12 protein-coding genes are annotated in these 16,596 nt (G+C 61.9%); 9 read left to right on the plus strand and 3 right to left on the minus strand.

All coding sequences use genetic code 11. The features are described from left to right. The first annotated feature begins 16 nt into the window (after window positions 1-16). The 4 genes from NKH05_RS19675 to NKH05_RS19690 all read left to right on the plus strand — a co-directional run bounded on the left by NKH05_RS19675 (window position 17) and on the right by NKH05_RS19690 (window position 6,598). Entirely contained in the window at window positions 17-1,669 is a 1,653-nt protein-coding gene (locus NKH05_RS19675) for an ABC transporter substrate-binding protein (protein WP_023720874.1), read from the plus strand. Window positions 1,670-1,890: 221 nt separating this feature from the next. After that, window positions 1,891-2,925: an ABC transporter permease gene (locus NKH05_RS19680; RefSeq protein ID WP_023720873.1), complete on the plus strand. Its 1,035-nt coding sequence runs from the start codon at window positions 1,891-1,893 to the stop codon at window positions 2,923-2,925. A 12-nt stretch (window positions 2,926-2,937) separates the two neighbouring features. Further along, entirely contained in the window at window positions 2,938-4,095 is a 1,158-nt protein-coding gene (locus NKH05_RS19685) for an ABC transporter permease (protein ID WP_352482929.1), read from the plus strand. 79 nt (window positions 4,096-4,174) lie between these two features. Then, window positions 4,175-6,598, plus strand: a complete 2,424-nt coding sequence (locus NKH05_RS19690; protein ID WP_353025910.1) for a dipeptide ABC transporter ATP-binding protein — start codon at window positions 4,175-4,177, stop codon at window positions 6,596-6,598. 15 nt (window positions 6,599-6,613) lie between these two features. On the opposite strand, the gene NKH05_RS19695 is transcribed toward NKH05_RS19690, so the two are convergent. Beyond that, window positions 6,614-7,204 (minus strand): transglycosylase SLT domain-containing protein, encoded by a 591-nt coding sequence (locus NKH05_RS19695; RefSeq protein ID WP_352495143.1) that lies wholly within the window; start codon window positions 7,202-7,204, stop codon window positions 6,614-6,616. A gap of 218 nt (window positions 7,205-7,422) precedes the next feature. Here NKH05_RS19695 and NKH05_RS19700 point away from each other — a divergent pair, with 218 nt between their 5' ends. Both NKH05_RS19700 and NKH05_RS19705 read left to right on the plus strand, forming a co-directional pair. After that, window positions 7,423-8,961: a trimethylamine methyltransferase family protein gene (locus tag NKH05_RS19700; protein WP_352495144.1), complete on the plus strand. Its 1,539-nt coding sequence runs from the start codon at window positions 7,423-7,425 to the stop codon at window positions 8,959-8,961. Window positions 8,962-9,040: 79 nt separating this feature from the next. After that, a complete protein-coding gene (locus NKH05_RS19705) occupies window positions 9,041-11,482 on the plus strand; it encodes a GcvT family protein (protein WP_352855217.1) in 2,442 nt (813 codons plus the stop codon). A 4-nt stretch (window positions 11,483-11,486) separates the two neighbouring features. On the opposite strand, the gene NKH05_RS19710 is transcribed toward NKH05_RS19705, so the two are convergent. Further along, the gene (locus tag NKH05_RS19710; protein WP_023720867.1) at window positions 11,487-11,879 is read right to left on the minus strand and encodes a DoxX family protein; all 393 of its coding nucleotides are present in this window, start codon (window positions 11,877-11,879) and stop codon (window positions 11,487-11,489) included. 181 nt (window positions 11,880-12,060) lie between these two features. Here NKH05_RS19710 and NKH05_RS19715 point away from each other — a divergent pair, with 181 nt between their 5' ends. Further along, complete coding sequence (locus NKH05_RS19715; RefSeq protein WP_031194518.1) at window positions 12,061-12,567, plus strand: hypothetical protein; 507 nt, start codon at window positions 12,061-12,063, stop codon at window positions 12,565-12,567. Between the two features lie 117 nt (window positions 12,568-12,684). Here the strand turns inward: NKH05_RS19715 and NKH05_RS19720 are convergent, their stop codons facing one another. After that, a complete protein-coding gene (locus NKH05_RS19720) occupies window positions 12,685-13,461 on the minus strand; it encodes a VOC family protein (protein WP_352495146.1) in 777 nt (258 codons plus the stop codon). 411 nt (window positions 13,462-13,872) lie between these two features. On the opposite strand from NKH05_RS19720, the gene NKH05_RS19725 reads away from it, so the two are divergent. Together NKH05_RS19725 and preA are read left to right on the plus strand one after the other, a co-directional pair. Next, complete coding sequence (locus NKH05_RS19725) at window positions 13,873-15,237, plus strand: NAD(P)-dependent oxidoreductase (RefSeq protein ID WP_352589962.1); 1,365 nt, start codon at window positions 13,873-13,875, stop codon at window positions 15,235-15,237. A gap of 2 nt (window positions 15,238-15,239) precedes the next feature. Then, on the plus strand, window positions 15,240-16,553 hold the full coding sequence (gene preA / locus NKH05_RS19730) for an NAD-dependent dihydropyrimidine dehydrogenase subunit PreA (RefSeq protein WP_352495148.1): 1,314 nt from the start codon (window positions 15,240-15,242) through the stop codon (window positions 16,551-16,553). Window positions 16,554-16,596: the final 43 nt, after the last annotated feature.

The raw sequence follows: 16,596 nt of genomic DNA on the forward strand, positions 1-16,596 counted from the left end.
ACAATGGGAGTTAGTCATGACGATCTACAAGAGTAACGGCGACCGCGTTCCCGATCACATCCTGGCCATGGCCGAAGACGCCAAGGCAGGCAAGATGGATCGTCGCGAATTTCTGGCTCTCGCCAGCGTCTTCGGTGCGTCGACGGCGATGGCATATGGCATGCTTGGCCTTGCAGACCCCACGCCGGCCAAGGCGGAAGAGGTCCAGGGCAAGAAAGGCGGCGTATTGAAGGTCGCGCAGTGGATCAAGGATCCGAAGGATCCGCGCAAGTCCGACTGGTCGGAAATCGCCAATGCCGAGCGTCAGGCGCTCGAGCCGCTGGTCAAATATACCACCGAATACACATTCCGCCCCTATCTGCTGGAGAGCTGGGACGTGAATGACGACGCTACCGAATACACGCTGCATGTGCGCAAAGGCGTCACCTGGAACAACGGCGATCCGTTCACCGCAGACGACGTCATCTTCAACCTCAAGCGTTGGGCCGACAAGAAGGCCGAAGGCAATTCTATGCCCGGTCGCCTCGGTTCGCTGGTCAAGGACGACAAGCTGGATGAGAGCGCGGTGACCAAGGTCGACGACCACACGATCAAGCTGACGCTCAGCAAGCCCGATATCGCCCTCATTCCCAACGTGTGCGACTATCCCGGCCTCATCGTCCACAAGACGTTCGACGAAAAAGGCGGCGACTTCAAGTCCTGCCCGATCGGCACTGGGCCGTTCGAGCTGGTCTCTTACGATGTCGGCCAGAAAGTGGTCTACAAGCGTCGTGAAGACAACAAGTGGTGGGATGGCGAGGTCTTCCTCGACGGCATCGAGTTCATCGACTACGGCACCGATCCGGCGGCGATGGTCAGCGCTTTCGAAGCTGGCGAAGTGCACACCAATTTCGAAACCTCGGCCGACTATGTGTCGATCCTCGACGGCATGGACCTGGCGAAGTCCGAGGTCGTCACCGCTTCGACGATCGTCTGCCGCACCAATGTGACCAACAAGCCTTACGGCGACCAGAAGGTTCGCAACGCCCTGCAGCTCGCGGTCGACAACGCTGTCGTCCTCCAGCTCGGCTACGGCAATGCCGGCACGGTTGCCGAGAACCACCATGTCGCCCCGATCCATCCGGAATACTACGAATTGCCGAAGGTTGCTCGCGACCCGGCCAAGGCAAAGGCGCTGATGGCGGAAGCCGGCCAAGCCGATTTCGAGCACGAGCTGATCACGGTCGACGAAGACTGGCACAAGAACACCGGCGATGCGATCGCCGCGCAGATGCGCGACGCCGGCATCAAGGTAAAGCGTACGGTGCTGCCGGGTTCGACCTTCTGGAACGACTGGACGAAGTATCCGCTGTCGATGACCAACTGGAACATGCGGCCGCTCGGCGTCCAGGTTCTGGCGATCGGCTATCGTACAGGTGAAGCCTGGAACGAGACGGCTTGGTCGAATCCCGAGTGGGATGCCAAGCTCAACGCTGCGCTGGCAGTTGCCGACGCCGCCAAGCGCAAGGAAATGATGAAGGATATCGAGCAGATCCTGCAGGATTCCGGCATTATCATCCAGCCTTATTGGCGCAAGCTCTACAGCCATTCGGTCAAGGCGGTGCAGAACTACAAGATGCACCCGACCTTCGAGCGCGACTACGGTAAGGTCTGGCTCGACCAGGCCTGACCGGACGATCCGGAAAGGGGCGTCTGGCCCCTTTCTCTCGCTCGTTGCATGGTCCTTGGACCGGAAGTCGGCGCAGCAAAAAGTTGCGGACTCTTCGGCCGGGGTCTGCAATAAAAAGGGTATTGCATCTGGGACTGGTCTGAAGGCTTGTTCTGCCGCTGGCGGCAGGGCACGGCTTGCAAACCGGTTCCACCCCCCAACCCGACCGGCAGGGGACCGCCATGCTTTCTTTCGTTATCAGGCGTCTCGGCACCATGGCATTGACGATGCTGTGCCTGACGATGATCGTCTTCTTCCTGGTCAATCTCGGGCCCAATCTGAAGAAGCTCGCGATCAGCCAAACCGAAATGCACACATCGGCCGAGCAGCTCGAGGCTTGGCTGGTCAATCATGGCTATCGGCAGAATTTCTTTGTCCGCTACGGACAATGGCTGGGCGTCGTGCCCAAGCAGCCGGTGACCGACCCGGCGACAGGCAAGCCAGCGCAGCGTTTCTCCTTCTGCAACGATCCGGTCGTGCCGACATTTTCCGGCATCCTGCAAGGCGATTTCGGCTGCTCGACCAAATTCAAGACGACGGTCGCCTCGAAACTCTTTCCGGCGCTCAGCGCCACCGGCATCCTGATGCTCTGCGTGCTTGCGGTTATGGTGCCGGTCTCGCTCCTGATCGGCATTCTTGCCGGCATGCGCGAGGGCTCACGCACCGACCGCACATTGTCGGTGGCTTCGATCGCCTCGACGGCGACGCCCGAATATGTTTCGGGCGTCATCTTCACCGTCATCTTCGCCTCCTGGCTCGGCGTGCTGAACGGCTCGGCGGCCTCGGCCAGCCAGGGCATCACCTTCTACAATTTCACCTTGCCGGTGATGACGCTGGCGATCTACGGCATCGGCTACATCGCCCGCATGACCCGCGCCTCGATGGTCGAGGTGATGACGCAGCAATATATCCGAACCGCCCGGCTGAAGGGCCTCTCCTTCGGCAGCGTGGTGGTAAAGCACGCTCTGCGCAACGCGCTGATCGCACCGTTCACGGTCATCATGCTGCAGTTCCCCTGGCTGCTCACCGGCGTCGTCATCGTCGAGGTGATGTTCCGATACCAGGGGTTCGGCTACACGCTGGTCGAGGCGGCCGGCAACAACGACATCGATCTTCTGCTCGGCTGCTCGCTGGTCTCGGTGTTTATCGTCCTGATCACACAGCTCATCTCCGATGTCGGCTACGCGTTCCTCAATCCGCGCATCAGAGTTCAATAGGAGACCGGGCGGATGCAGGTCGAATATCTCAGCGCCTTCAACGTCGTACTCGGCGTGCTTACCCGCTTCTGGCCGGTCTGGATCGCTCTCGCCCTGGTGATGGGGGCGAGCTTCGGCTACAAGAAGAAGCTTGGCCTTTACGGCCAGCTTTTCGACAGCGGCGTCGGCATCGTCGGCGTCGGCATCTGCCTGTTCTGGCTGTTCACGGCGATCTTCGCATCGACCGTCGCGCCCTTCGATCCGCTCGCCCAGGTGCCGATCATGAAGGACGCGCTGCCGGGCGCGATCGAGCCGGCGTCGAAACTTGTATACTATTTCGGCGGCGACAAGCTCGCCCGCGACGTGTTCTCCCGCATGGTCTATGGCAGCCAGATCGTGCTGATCATCGCGCCGGCGGCAACCGGCTTTGCGCTGATGGTCGGCATCACGCTCGGCTTGCCGGCTGGCTATTACGGCGGCAGGATCGATACGGTGCTGTCCTTCCTCGCAAACCTTGTGCTGGCCTTCCCGGTGATCCTGCTGTTCTACCTGCTGGTGACGCCAGGCATCATGGACACGCCGATCCCCTACGCGATGGCCGGGCTGTTCTTCCTGTTTCCGATCATCTTCTTCAGTGTGCTGTTCTGGACGCGCTATAAGAACCGCCCCGACCGCCTCTATATCCTGCTTGGCTTGACGTTGGTCGTTGGCGGCTGGATCTATGCCGGCCTTGTCTTCGACGCCGATCCGTTCAAGATCATCCACATCGATCCTAACCAGCTCAACATCTTCGTGGCAGTGGTGTTCGCCTCCAGCCCGGGCGTGTTCCGCATCGTGCGCGGCCTGGTCATGGATATCAAAACGCGCGACTATGTTGCGGCGGCGCAGACGCGCGGTGAATCGCCCTGGTACATCATGCTGTGGGAGATATTGCCCAATGCGCGCGGGCCGCTTATCGTCGACGCCTGCCTGCGCATCGGCTACACCACGATCCTGCTCGGCACGCTCGGCTATTTCGGGCTGGGACTGGCGCCGGAAAGCCCGGACTGGGGCACGGCGATCAAGGATGCCAGCCGGCTGCTGCGCTCGTTCATCCACCCGGCGCTGCCGCCGACGATCGCATTGATGTCGTTCGTGCTCGGCCTCAACCTCCTGGCGGATTCGTTGCGCGAACAGTCGATGAAGGATTGATGCCGGGAAAGATTGAACCGGGAAAGATCGATGCCGGGTTCGGCCCGACATGCCTGCAGAACAAGGATTGGAGCGACCCATGAATGAGGCAGTTCGAAATCCCGCCAAGCCGACCAATGGGCCGACCAGTGGGCCGATCATCGAGATCGAGAACCTGTCGATCTCCTTCTTCACCCGCAAGGGCGAGATCCCGGCCGTCATGGATTTTTCCTGCACGGTCATGCCCGGCGAGGCGATGGGCATCGTCGGCGAATCCGGCTGCGGCAAGTCGACCGTGTCGCTCGGCATCATGCGCGACCTCTCCAATATCGGAAAGATCGTCGGCGGAAAGATCAAGTTCCAGGGCAAGGACATGGGAGAACTGTCCGACGAGGAACTGCGCGCCATCCGCGGCAACAAGATCGCGATGATCTACCAGGAGCCTATGGCCAGTCTGAACCCGGCGATGAAGGTCGGCCTGCAGCTGATGGAAGTGCCACTGATCCACGACAAGGTGTCGAAGGACGAAGCCCATAAACGCGCTTTGGAAATGGTGCGCGCGGTGAAGCTGCCGGATCCCGAGCGCATGATGCGTTCCTACCCGCACCAGCTTTCCGGCGGCCAGCAGCAGCGCATCGTCATTGCCATGGCGCTGCTGTCGAAGCCTGCGCTGCTTCTGCTCGACGAGCCGACGACAGCGCTCGACGTGACGGTTGAGGCCGGTATCGTCGATCTGGTCAAGGGGCTGGGCGAGAAGTTCGGGACCTCGATGATCTTCGTGTCGCACAATCTCGGCCTGATCCTGGAGACCTGCGACCGCATCACGGTGATGTATTCGGGCGAAGCGGTGGAGACGGGCAAGATCAAGGACGTCTTCGACCGGATGCGCCATCCCTACACGCAAGGCCTGTTCCGCTCGATCCCGTTGCCGGGCGCCGACAAGAATTCGCGGCCTCTGATATCCATTCCGGGGCAGTTGCCGCTGCCGCACGAGCGGCCGAAGGGCTGCAATTTCGGCCCGCGCTGCCACCATTTCGTCGAGGGCGTCTGCAACGCCGCCGAAATTCCGATGATCGCGGTCGAAGGCCATGACGGGCATTTCTCGCGCTGCGTACGCTTCAACGAGATCGACTGGGAGGCGCTGCCGCCTGGCGCCAAGAAAGTCAACGAGCGCGTGGTGCCCGGTGCGCCGGTGCTCCAGATCGAAGACCTCAGGAAGTACTACAAAGTCGGCGGCAGCGAAGTGTTCGGCTCGAGCGAAGGACGTGTCGTCAAGGCCAACGAGACGATCTCTTTCATGGCGCGCGAATCCGAGACCGTCGCTATCGTTGGCGAATCCGGCTGCGGAAAATCGACCCTGGCCAAGGTGTTGCTCGGCCTCGAAACGGCAAGCTCCGGCCGCGTGAAGCTGGGCAACAAGGAAATCCAGTCGACCGGGATCGAGAAGCGCAGCGTCGACACCGTGTCGTCGATCCAGATGGTGTTCCAAAATCCGTTCGACACACTCAATCCCAGCCATTCGGTCGGTTCGCAGATCATCCGTACGCTGGAAAAGTTCAATGTCGGCGACACGGTGGCCGACCGCCGCAAGCGGATGCTGGAACTGCTCGATCTGGTGAAGCTGCCAAGGGCATTCGAGACGCGCAAGCCGCGCCAGCTTTCAGGTGGCCAGAAACAGCGCATCGGCGTGGCGCGGGCCTTTGCCGGCGACGCCAAGGTGGTGGTGGCCGACGAGCCGGTCTCGGCGCTGGATGTGTCCGTCCAGGCGGCGGTGACCGAACTCTTGATGGACATCCAGCGCAAGAACAAGACCACGATGCTGTTCATCAGCCACGATCTGTCGGTGGTGCGCTACATCGCCGACCGCGTCGTCGTCATGTATCTCGGCTATATCGTCGAGCAAGGCACGACCGACCAGATATTTTCGCCGCCCTATCACCCCTATACCGAGGCGCTGCTGTCGGCGATCCCGATTGCCGATACCAGCGTGGTGAAAAGGCATATCGTGCTCGAAGGCGACATTCCGTCGGCGATGAACCCGCCCTCGGGCTGCCCGTTCCAGACGCGCTGCGGCTACAAGAAACTTGTGCCGGACAATCTTTGCGAAACTACGGTGCCGCCGGTCAAAAATCTCGGCGACGGTCATATGAGCCTGTGCTGGCTGGCCGACGACGTGCTGGCAAAAATGGAGCCGGTGATTAAATTCGACAAGGAACACGCGGCGAATGAGGGCGTGCCGGATGATGCAAACCACGGTGTTGGCCCGGGCTTTGCTGGAGATCCGCCCAAGCGCCCGCATGGCAAGACTGGCAGCGTTGAAGCCGATGCCGAGGGTCAGGCAGCGGAGAATGCCGAAGCGGTCGCCAAAGCCCGCCGTCACGAGGTTCGCGACGAGGTTTCAGAGACCGGCGGCATCTCAAGCTCTGCCGATAGCGCGGTGGCACCAATCACGCCGCCGACAGTCGGCGACGGCCGCCAAGCTGAGAACGCCACGCGCAAGCCGCGCAAACCCAAGGGCGGCTGAAATACCGTTGATATGCTAGGGCGCGCATTGCCGTAGCTGCGCGGCGTAGTCCTGCGCCATCTGTTCGGTGGCGTGCGCATAGCGCTGCACGTCGGCGCCGCCGCGATTGCCGCGCTTATAGGCATTCCAGCCAAGATAGTAGGCGAGATACAGATTGTAGGTGTCGTTGCGGGCGACGCCGAGCGTGTCGGCGGTCTTGGAATGATACCAGCCGACAAAATCGACGGCATCGGCAAACCTGGTGCGGCGCGCCGCCCAACTGCCGGTCTCGTTCTGGTATTGCGCCCAGGTGCCGTCGAGCGCCTGCGAGAAGCCGGTGGCACTGGAGATATGTTTCCAGGGAATGAAGCCCAGCAGCTTGGTGCGCGGCGGCCTGGCGTTGCTCTTGAAGCCGGATTCCTTGCGCACCGTCGCCATCAGCACGGGGACCGGCACCCCATATTTCTGCTCGGCGCGCTGTGCCGCCGCCTGCCAGTTGTCGAACCAGCCATCGTTCTGGTCGAAAACGGCGCAGACATCGTTGATGTGGTTCGGCGGCGTCGCGCATGCCGAAAGCGTCAGCGGCACGGCAATCGCTACAATTTTACTAAAACTCGACCTACGCATTGGAAGAGCATTAGGCCGAAAACATAAAAGGAATCTTGCGGCGTTCCTTAACGGCTCGTCGGCCGCTTTGGCAGGCGCTGAGGAAGTATGAAGATTCCGACGTTTGTTGTCGCTTTTACCGATATGCAATTCCCGGAATGGCGCCTTGGCTAAAATCACGCCCGCAGGTGGCGGATTCTTGACAGCTCGATCCTCGTGCCGGCGCTTAGATGCGCCGCATGAGCGAACCAAGACGCAAGCGCGGCGCCGAGCGAACGAGCAACAGGGGACCGACCGCCATCCCGCAACTGCCGCTCAGGCGGGTGACAAACCCTTATCCGCCGATGGCGATGCTCTCGGCCGACCAGATCGAGGCGATCCATGAAGCCTCTATGCATATCCTGGAGAATTTCGGCATCGAGGTGATGAGCCCGCGGGCGCTGTCGCTGTTCGAGAAGGCCGGGGCCAAGGTCGATCATGCCTCGATGAACGTCCGCATCGATCGCGGCATGATCGAGGAAGCGCTGAAGACGACACAGTCCAGCTACACTCTGACGCCGCGCAATCCCGCCCATGCCGTCCACCTCGGCGGCAATACCATCAACTTCACGCTCGTCGCCGGGCCGCCCAATGTGCACGACATGGAGCGCGGCCGCCGTGCCGGCAATTTGCGCGATTATTCCGATCTCGTCCGCCTGGCGCAGCATTTCAACTGCATCCACATGCTCGGCAACCAGGTCTGCGCGCCGGTGGAATTGCCGGCGAATTCCCGTCATCTCGACACCTATTTCGCCAATCTGACGCTGACGGACAAAAGCTTTCACGTCTCGGCCATCGGCCGTGGCAGGGCGCTCGACGGCATCAAGATGATGGCAATCGCGCGCGGACTGACGCTTGACGAGATGCGCGACGATCCCGGGGTCACCACGATCATTTCGGTCAACTCGCCGCGCCGCTTCGACGAGATGATGGCCGAGGGGCTGATGACGATGGCCGAGTTCGGCCAGTCGGTGGCGGTGACGCCGTTCACGCTGATGGGAGCGATGAGCCCGGTGACGCTTGCCGGCGCGCTCGCCCAGCAGAATGCCGAGGCGCTGTTTGGCGTTGTGCTGACGCAGCTCGTCCGTCGCGGCGCGCCGGTGATGTATGGCGCCTTCACCTCCAATGTCGATATGAAATCGGGCGCGCCGGCCTTCGGCACGCCTGAAAATACCAAGGCGAACATCGCGTCCGGACAGTTGGCGCGGCGTTACAAGCTGCCTTATCGCACGACACCGGGCTCAGCCTCCAATGCCGCCGACGCGCAAGGCGCCTATGAGACGCTGATGGCGCTGTGGGGCGCGGTGCTAGGCCACGGCAACCTCGTCTATCACGCCGCCGGCTGGCAGGAGGGCGGACTGACTGCATCGTTCGAAAAGTTCATCATCGACGTCGAGATGATCCAGCACATGATGGAGTTTTTGCGCCCGATCGAAGTCAACGAGGCCGAGCTTGCCGTCGAGGCTCTGGGTGCGGTTCCGACCGGCGGCCACTTCTTCGGCGAGCCACACACGCTGGAGCGCTACGCCACGGCCTTCTACCAGCCGATACTGTCCAACTGGCAGAACTACGAGGCCTGGCAGGAGGCCGGTGGGCTCGACGCCACGTCGCGTGCGACCAGGCTGTGGAAGAAGGCGCTGGAGGACTACGCCGAGCCGGTGATGGAAATCTCCAGGCGCGAGGCGCTGGAGGCGTACCTAGCCAAGCGCAAGGAAGCGATCGGGCAGAGCGAGCCTTAAGCACCACTCTTCTCGGATTCATCTTCTTCTCTTCCAGAATCATGAAACCCATCCAACTCTTTGAAATGACGAGAATCCCATGAAATCACATGCAAAGGTCGTGGTTATTGGCGGTGGCGTCGTCGGGTGCTCCGTGCTGTTCCATCTGGCCCGGCACGGCTGGACCGACATCGTGCTCCTGGAGCGCGATGAATTGACCTCCGGCTCGACCTGGCACGCGGCCGGCGGCATGCACACGATCAACGGCGATCCCAATGTCGCCAAGCTGCAGAAATACACGATCTCGCTCTACAAGGAGATTGAGGAACTGTCCGGCCAGGCGACCGGCGTGCATCTGACCGGCGGTGTGCTGCTGGCGGCGACCGAGGCGCGGCTCGACTGGCTGCGCGGCGTTGTCGCCAAGGGCCGCTATCTCGGCATCGAGCTCGAGGAGATATCGCCGGCCGAAGCCGCCGAACTGATGCCTCTGCTCGATCCCAAGCAGTTCGTCGGTGCCGTCCGCAACAAGGAGGATGGCCATCTCGATCCATCCGGCGTTACCCACGCCTACGCCAAGGCCGCGAGGAAGCTTGGGGCCGAGGTTGAGCGCTTCACCAAGGTCGAGGACATCGTGCGGCGCGCCGACGGGCTGTGGCGCGTCATTACCAACAAGGGCGAGGTGGTGGCCGAGCATGTCGTCAACGCCGGCGGCCTGTGGGCGCGCGAGGTCGGCCGCATGGTCGGGCTGGAGCTGCCGGTGCTGGCGATGGAGCACATGTACCTGATCACCGAGGACATGCCGGAAGTCGCCGCCTGGAACCAGAAGACCGGCACGGAAATCCTCCATGCAGTCGACTTTGATGGCGAGCTCTATCTGCGTCAGGAGCGCGGCGGCATGCTGATGGGTACTTACGAAAAGGCCAACAAGCCATGGTCCGAGTTCCAGACGCCGTGGAACTTCGGCCACGAGTTGCTCGAGCCCGACATCGACCGCATCGCGCCATCGCTGGAGGTCGGCTTCCGGCATTTCCCGGCCTTCCAGAACACCGGTATCAAGCAGATCATCAACGGGCCCTTCACCTTCGCGCCGGACGGCAATCCGCTGGTCGGGCCGGTGCGCGGCCTGCCGGGGTTCTGGGTGGCCTGTGGTGTCATGGCCGGGTTCTCACAGGGGGGCGGCGTCGGGCTGGCGCTGTCGAACTGGATGATCGAGGGCGATCCCGGCGCCGACATCTGGGCGATGGATGTGTCGCGCTACGGTGACTGGGCCACGATGGCCTATACCAACGCCAAGGTGCGCGAAAACTATTCGCGGCGGTTTTCGATCCGCTTCCCCAACGAGGAACTGCCCGCTGGACGGCCGCTCAAGACCACACCGGTCTATGATCTCCTGTCGGCCAAAGGCGCGCAATGGGGCGTCGCCTATGGGCTGGAAGTGCCGCTATGGTATGCGCCGGAAGGCGTGAGGGACGAGTTCTCGTGGCGGCGCTCGAGCGATTTCGAGCATGTCGCAAATGAGGTCAAGACCGTTCGAGAAGGCGTTGGCCTGTCGGAGATTTCGAGCTTCGCCAAATACAAGGTGACGGGCGAGGGCGCTGCAGCCTGGCTCGACCGCCTGCTTGCCTGCAAGCTGCCAAGGCCCGGCCGCATGACGCTGGCGCCGATGCTGAAGGAAGACGGCAGGCTGATTGGCGATTTCACGCTAGCCAATCTCAGCAGCCCAAATTCGGAAAGGGACGGCTGGTTCCTGGCCGGCTCCGGCGTCGCCGAGCAGTACCATATGCGCTGGTTCGAAGCGCATCTGCCGAAGGACGGCTCGGTCAGTATCGAAGCGCTGGGAGCAAAACTCACCGGCTTATCGATCGCCGGGCCGAGCACGCGGAACCTTCTTGAAAAGGTCACACGATCTGATGTGTCGAATACGGCCTTTCCGTTCATGGCCATCAGCAAGATGGACATCGGCATGGCGCCGTGTCTGGTCGGGCGTGTCAGCTACACCGGCGATCTCGGCTACGAGATCTGGGTGGCGCCGGAATATCAGCGCGCCGCCTATCAGGCGCTGATGGCGGCGGGCGAAGAATTCGGCATCGGCCTGTTCGGCTCGCGAGCGCTCAACGCATTGCGGCTGGAAAAGAATTACGGCTCATGGGCGCGCGAATACCGGCCGATCTATGGGCCGCTGGAGGCCGGCCTCGATCGCTTCGTCGCCTATGCCAAGGAGGCCGATTTCATCGGCAAGCAGGCGGCGCTGGCAGAGCGCAAGCAAGGCGGCAGACTGCGGCTGCGGGCCTTTGTCGTCGATGCTGTCGATGCCGACGTCATCGGCGACGAACCAATCTGGCATGGCGGCGCCGTGCGCGGCTGGGTCACGTCGGGCGGCTATGCGCATCATTCGAAAAAATCCGTCGCTATCGGCTATGTGCCGAAAGAGATTGCCGACGAAGTCGACGGTTTTGAGATCGAGCTTCTGGGCAAACGCCATGTTGCGCGCATGCAGCCGGTCCCACTGTTCGACGCGAACTTCGAGCGGATGCGTGGGTGAGGTTTCAGGCGCTGCGGCGGTTATCCAGCGCCAATGCGCCGGCGCCGGCGAATACCAGATAGAGGAAGATGAAGCAGAACGATATTGCCGCATCGCCACCATTGTTGACCGGGAAGAAGTCGCGCGGCATGTGCGCCATGAAATAGGCGATCGCCATCTCACCGCTGAGAAGGAATGCCACCGGCCTAGTGAAAAGCCCCAATACCAGCAGGATGCCACCGGCGAATTCCAGGATGGCCGCGGTCAGCGATAGCCCGCTCAGGGCGCCGGCATGGTCGCCGACGGGGAAATTGAACAGCTTTTGCGTACCATGTTCGATGAATTGCAGTGCCGTCACGAAGCGCAATGCGGCCAGAGCCTGCAGCTGATATCTGACAAGACCGTCGAAAAGCTTCATCTAAGACTCCATTTTACCCCCGAACCGGCCATAGATCATCGCCCGACAGGGGACCATTCACTTCGCATGGCCCGCCAGCCACAATCAGTGATTGGAAATGTTCCTCGTTCTTTTAATGTTTTTCTCTCCAGGGTTGTATTTTAAATGCTATAGTTGTAGTGATATCCAGACACTCCAAACCATGTGGGTTCCGTTTGCCATGAGAAAAGTCGTCGTCAGCCTATTCGCCATCCTTGCAGGCACCAGCGTCGCCACGGCCGACGATGCCGGCTGTGCTGCCTTCAAATGGCCGGTGACGCGCGAGGAGGCCCTGTTTGCGGCGGCGCCCGCCGCGCAGTCCGGCGCTGACCTTTCGGTCGGCGAGGCTGCAGATGTGGCGTTGGCGCCGGTCGGCACGATCAGCTTCACCGTTCCGCCGGAACGCGCGCCGGCAGCCGGTACATTCGGCGCGATGGCGAGCGTGGCCGTGCCCCCGGAGGGAGAGCTCCAGATCAGCCTGTCTGATGAGGCTTGGATCGATGTCGTTCAGGACGGTAAAGCCGTGAAGTCGGCGGCTTTCAGTGGTATAAAAACCTGTCCGGGGATCCGCAAGAGCGTGCGCTTCAAGCTAGCCGCCGGCCCGGCGACCATCCAGCTCAGCGGCGCCAAGAAGCCCGATCTCAAAGTTTCCGTGCTGACGCCGGAATAGTTCTCAAAGAGCGTAAGGTTGGAGGGACAGCGCCCCTCTCTGTCCTGCCGGACATCTCCCCCACGAGGGGGGAGATCGGTTTTTGCTGCCGGTTTCGCCAATCGCGACGCGACGTTGCTACCGCACCGGTGCCATTAGCGCGAAATGGGCGCCTTGCGGGTCTGTGCACTGCACGATCCAGCTGCCGCCGGGGACCTCCATCGGACCCATCAGGATCTTGCCGCCATTGTCGGTGACGCGCTTGGCTGCCGCGTCGATGCCGGGCACGTTGAAATAGAACTGCCAGACCGGCATCGGGATCTGCTCGGGCTTGTTCATTATGCCGCCAACGGGCTCGCCGCCGAAGGCGAAAAGCTGGTAGACGCCCATCGGACCCATATCCATGGCGTCGCCCTTCTCCCAGCCGAACTGACTGGAATAGAAATCGGACGCCGCCTTCCAGTCTGATGTGTAGAGCTCATGCCAGCCGATGTTGCCGGGTGTCGCCAATGGTAGCGGCGGCTGGTCGGGACCGCTGGGCTGCAGGAAGTTGAACATCGCGCCTTGCGGATCGGCAACGACGGCGAAGCGGCCAACGCCCGGAATGTCGTCTGGCTCGCGGTGAACCGCGCCACCAGCCTTCTTGAGGGAGGCCGTTGTGGCATCGACATCCCTGGTGAGGATATAACCGATCCAGGCCGGCGGCATTCCCATCTTGCGCGCGTCATCGGGCAGCGTCATCAGCCCGCCGACGCCGCGCTCGCCGACATTCATGACGATATAGCGCGGCATGCCCGGCGCCCCGTCGAAAGGCTGCCCCCGCCAGCCTACCACGGCGGTGTAGAACGCCTCGGCGGCGTCGAGATCGGTGGTCATCAGCTCGTACCAGAAGAAGGGCGTGGGGGACTGTGGCATTGTCGTGCTCCTTGCGGTTTTTCGATCATGCGCGATCCATTCTAGGACGATCTTCACGACGAAAATCCGACAGCCAACCAAAAAAGATGACGGCAAACCGGAAATGTTACCGGGTTGCGCGCCCTGTGGTTTTCGACTTTGCTTGCAGTCAACGAGGGGTTGTTGATCCATGCGCCGGATGTCGCTCACTTCCGAACTTGTCGCGCTGTGCGACGAGATCAGGTTGCTCCATGGCAACGCTCCTGAATGCGGTTCCGTACCTGCTTCGTGACGTATATGGCCGTTTGGAAAAACATGATTATTACAATCATGTTTGTTGAAGCTTTTCAGTCGCTTGGCCGAAAATTGACCAATTGATAAAAAAATAAAACGTGCTAGCCTTCCCCAAAACAAGAACATGGGGAACTGACGATGGCAGAAGGCCAGTTCAAGCAAGGCATTGCCGGCGGGCGGCTTTCGCCGGAACAATATGCCGACAATTTTGCCGACCTGCATCCGCCGCTCGATCATCACGAGGCGCTGGTCGAATCCGACCGCTGCTATTTCTGCTATGACGCGCCGTGCATGAATGCATGCCCGACCTCGATCGACATCCCGCTGTTCATCCGCCAGATTTCGACGGGCAATCCGATCGGCTCGGCCAAGACGATTTTCGAACAGAACATTTTGGGCGGCATGTGCGCCCGCGTCTGCCCGACCGAAACGCTGTGCGAAGAGGTCTGCGTGCGCGAAGTGGCCGAAGGCAAGCCGGTGCAGATTGGTCGCCTGCAGCGCTACGCCACCGATGTCGCCATGGCCGAAAACAAGCAGTTCTACAAGCGCCCCGAACCGACCGGCAAGACCGTCGCCGTGGTCGGCGCCGGTCCGGCCGGGCTAGCGGCCGCGCATCGGCTCGCCCGCTACGGCCACGACGTGACCATCCTGGAAGCCCGCCCGAAGGCCGGCGGCCTTAATGAATACGGTATCGCGGCCTATAAGAGCGTCGACAATTTCGCCCAAGCCGAGGTGGACTATGTCACGTCGATCGGCGGCATCGACATCCAGAACGGCAAGGCGCTCGGCCGTGATTACCAGCTGTCGGACCTGACCCGGAATTACGACGCGGTGTTCCTCGGCATGGGGCTTGCCGGCGTCAATGCCTTGCGAGCGGATGGCGAGGAGGCGCAAGGCGTCACCAATGCTGTCGAGTTCATTGCCGAGCTCCGTCAGGCCAGTGATCTGGCCAGCCTGCCGGTCGGCCGGCGTGTTGTCGTCATCGGCGGCGGCATGACGGCGATCGACGCGGCGGTGCAATCGAAGCTGCTCGGGGCCGAAGAGGTGACGATCTGCTATCGGCGCGGCCCGGAGCACATGAACGCCTCCGAATTCGAGCAGGACCTGGCCGCTGCCAACGGCGTCATCATCCGGCACTGGCTGCAGCCGAAGCGGGTCATTGCCGATGGCGGCAAGGTGTCGGCGATCGAGCTCGAATACACCGCGATGGACGGCGACCGGCTCGTCGGCACCGGCGAGCGGCTGACACTGACCGCCGACCAGGTGTTCAAGGCGATCGGCCAGAGTTTTGTCCCGGCTGCGCTCAACGGCAGCGGGGCTTTGCTTGACCTGGAAGCCGGCCGCATCAAGGTCGACGCCGAAGGCCGCACCTCGCTGCCAAACGTCTGGGCCGGCGGCGACTGCATCTTTGGCGGCGACGACCTGACCGTCTCGGCCGTCGCGCAAGGCCGCGACGCGGCGGAAAGCATTCATCGGGCACTTGCCTCGAACGGGAGGGCATGAGCATGGCAGACATCCGCAATAATTTCGTCGGCATCAAATCGCCGAACCCGTTCTGGCTGGCCTCGGCGCCGCCGACCGACAAGGCCTACAACGTCATCCGCGCCTTCAAGGCGGGCTGGGGCGGCGTTGTCTGGAAGACGCTCGGCGAAGAGGGTCCGCCGGTGGTCAACGTTAATGGCCCGCGCTACGGCGCGATCTGGGGCGCCGATCGTCGCCTGCTTGGCCTGAACAATATCGAGCTGATCACCGATCGTGACCTGCAGGTCAATTTGCGCGAGATCAAGCAGGTCAAGATGGATTGGCCCGACCGGGCGATCGTCGTCTCGCTGATGGTGCCGTGCGAGGAGCATGCCTGGAAGGCTATCCTGCCGGTGGTCGAGGAGACCGGCGCTGATGGTATCGAGCTCAATTTCGGCTGCCCGCACGGCATGTCGGAACGCGGCATGGGTGCGGCGGTCGGCCAGGTGCCGGAATACATCGAAATGGTGGTGCGCTGGTGCAAGGCCAACACCCGCATGCCGGTCATCACCAAGCTGACGCCCAACATCACCGACATACGCAAGCCGGCACGCGCTGCCCTTGCCGGCGGCACCGACGCGGTGTCGCTGATCAACACCATCAATTCGATCACCGGCGTCAATCTCGACAATTTCGCACCGGAGCCGACGATCGACGGTAAGGGTTCGCATGGCGGCTATTGCGGTCCGGCGGTGAAGCCGATCGCGATGAACATGGTGGCCGAGATCGCGCGCGACCCGGAAACGCATGGCCTGCCGATCTCCGGTATCGGCGGCATCACCACCTGGCGCGACGCCGCCGAGTTCATGGCGCTCGGCGCCGGCAATGTGCAGGTGTGCACGGCGGCAATGACCTATGGCTTCAAGATCGTGCAGGAGATGATCGCCGGCCTGGAAAACTGGATGGACGAGAAGGGCCATGCCTCGCTCGACGACATCGTCGGCCGCGCCACGCCCAACGTCACCGACTGGCAGTATCTCAACCTCAACTATATCGCCAAGGCGCATATCGACCAGGACGCCTGTATCAAATGCGGCCGCTGCCACATCGCCTGCGAGGACACCTCGCACCAGGCGATCACCAGCATGGTGGACGGCGTCAGGCATTTCGAGGTGATCGAGGCCGAATGCGTCGGCTGCAATCTCTGCGTCAATGTCTGCCCGGTCGAGAACTGCATCACCATGGAGCCGCTGGCGGTCGGCGTGATGGACCAGCGCACCGGCAAGCCGGTGTCACCGATCTACGCCAACTGGACGACGCATCCGAACAACCCGATGGCCAAGGTGGCGGCGGAATAGCATTGCGAAAAAAAAGCGGCGTTCACGGGCGCCGCTTTTTTAA

Source organism: Mesorhizobium sp. M1399 (genome assembly GCF_040317735.1).
GTDB lineage: Bacteria > Pseudomonadota > Alphaproteobacteria > Rhizobiales > Rhizobiaceae > Mesorhizobium.

Coding starts and splice junctions, on each gene's coding strand:
- NKH05_RS19690 (WP_353025910.1), top strand. CDS start 4,175: ATGAATGAGGCAGTTCGAAATCCCGCCAAGCCGACCAATGGGCCGACC.
- NKH05_RS19685 (WP_352482929.1), top strand. CDS start 2,938: ATGCAGGTCGAATATCTCAGCGCCTTCAACGTCGTACTCGGCGTGCTT.
- NKH05_RS19695 (WP_352495143.1), bottom strand. CDS start 7,204: ATGCGTAGGTCGAGTTTTAGTAAAATTGTAGCGATTGCCGTGCCGCTG.
- NKH05_RS19715 (WP_031194518.1), top strand. CDS start 12,061: ATGTGGGTTCCGTTTGCCATGAGAAAAGTCGTCGTCAGCCTATTCGCC.
- NKH05_RS19725 (WP_352589962.1), top strand. CDS start 13,873: ATGGCAGAAGGCCAGTTCAAGCAAGGCATTGCCGGCGGGCGGCTTTCG.
- NKH05_RS19680 (WP_023720873.1), top strand. CDS start 1,891: ATGCTTTCTTTCGTTATCAGGCGTCTCGGCACCATGGCATTGACGATG.
- NKH05_RS19705 (WP_352855217.1), top strand. CDS start 9,041: ATGAAATCACATGCAAAGGTCGTGGTTATTGGCGGTGGCGTCGTCGGG.
- NKH05_RS19720 (WP_352495146.1), bottom strand. CDS start 13,461: ATGCCACAGTCCCCCACGCCCTTCTTCTGGTACGAGCTGATGACCACC.
- preA (WP_352495148.1), top strand. CDS start 15,240: ATGGCAGACATCCGCAATAATTTCGTCGGCATCAAATCGCCGAACCCG.
- NKH05_RS19710 (WP_023720867.1), bottom strand. CDS start 11,879: ATGAAGCTTTTCGACGGTCTTGTCAGATATCAGCTGCAGGCTCTGGCC.
- NKH05_RS19700 (WP_352495144.1), top strand. CDS start 7,423: ATGAGCGAACCAAGACGCAAGCGCGGCGCCGAGCGAACGAGCAACAGG.
- NKH05_RS19675 (WP_023720874.1), top strand. CDS start 17: ATGACGATCTACAAGAGTAACGGCGACCGCGTTCCCGATCACATCCTG.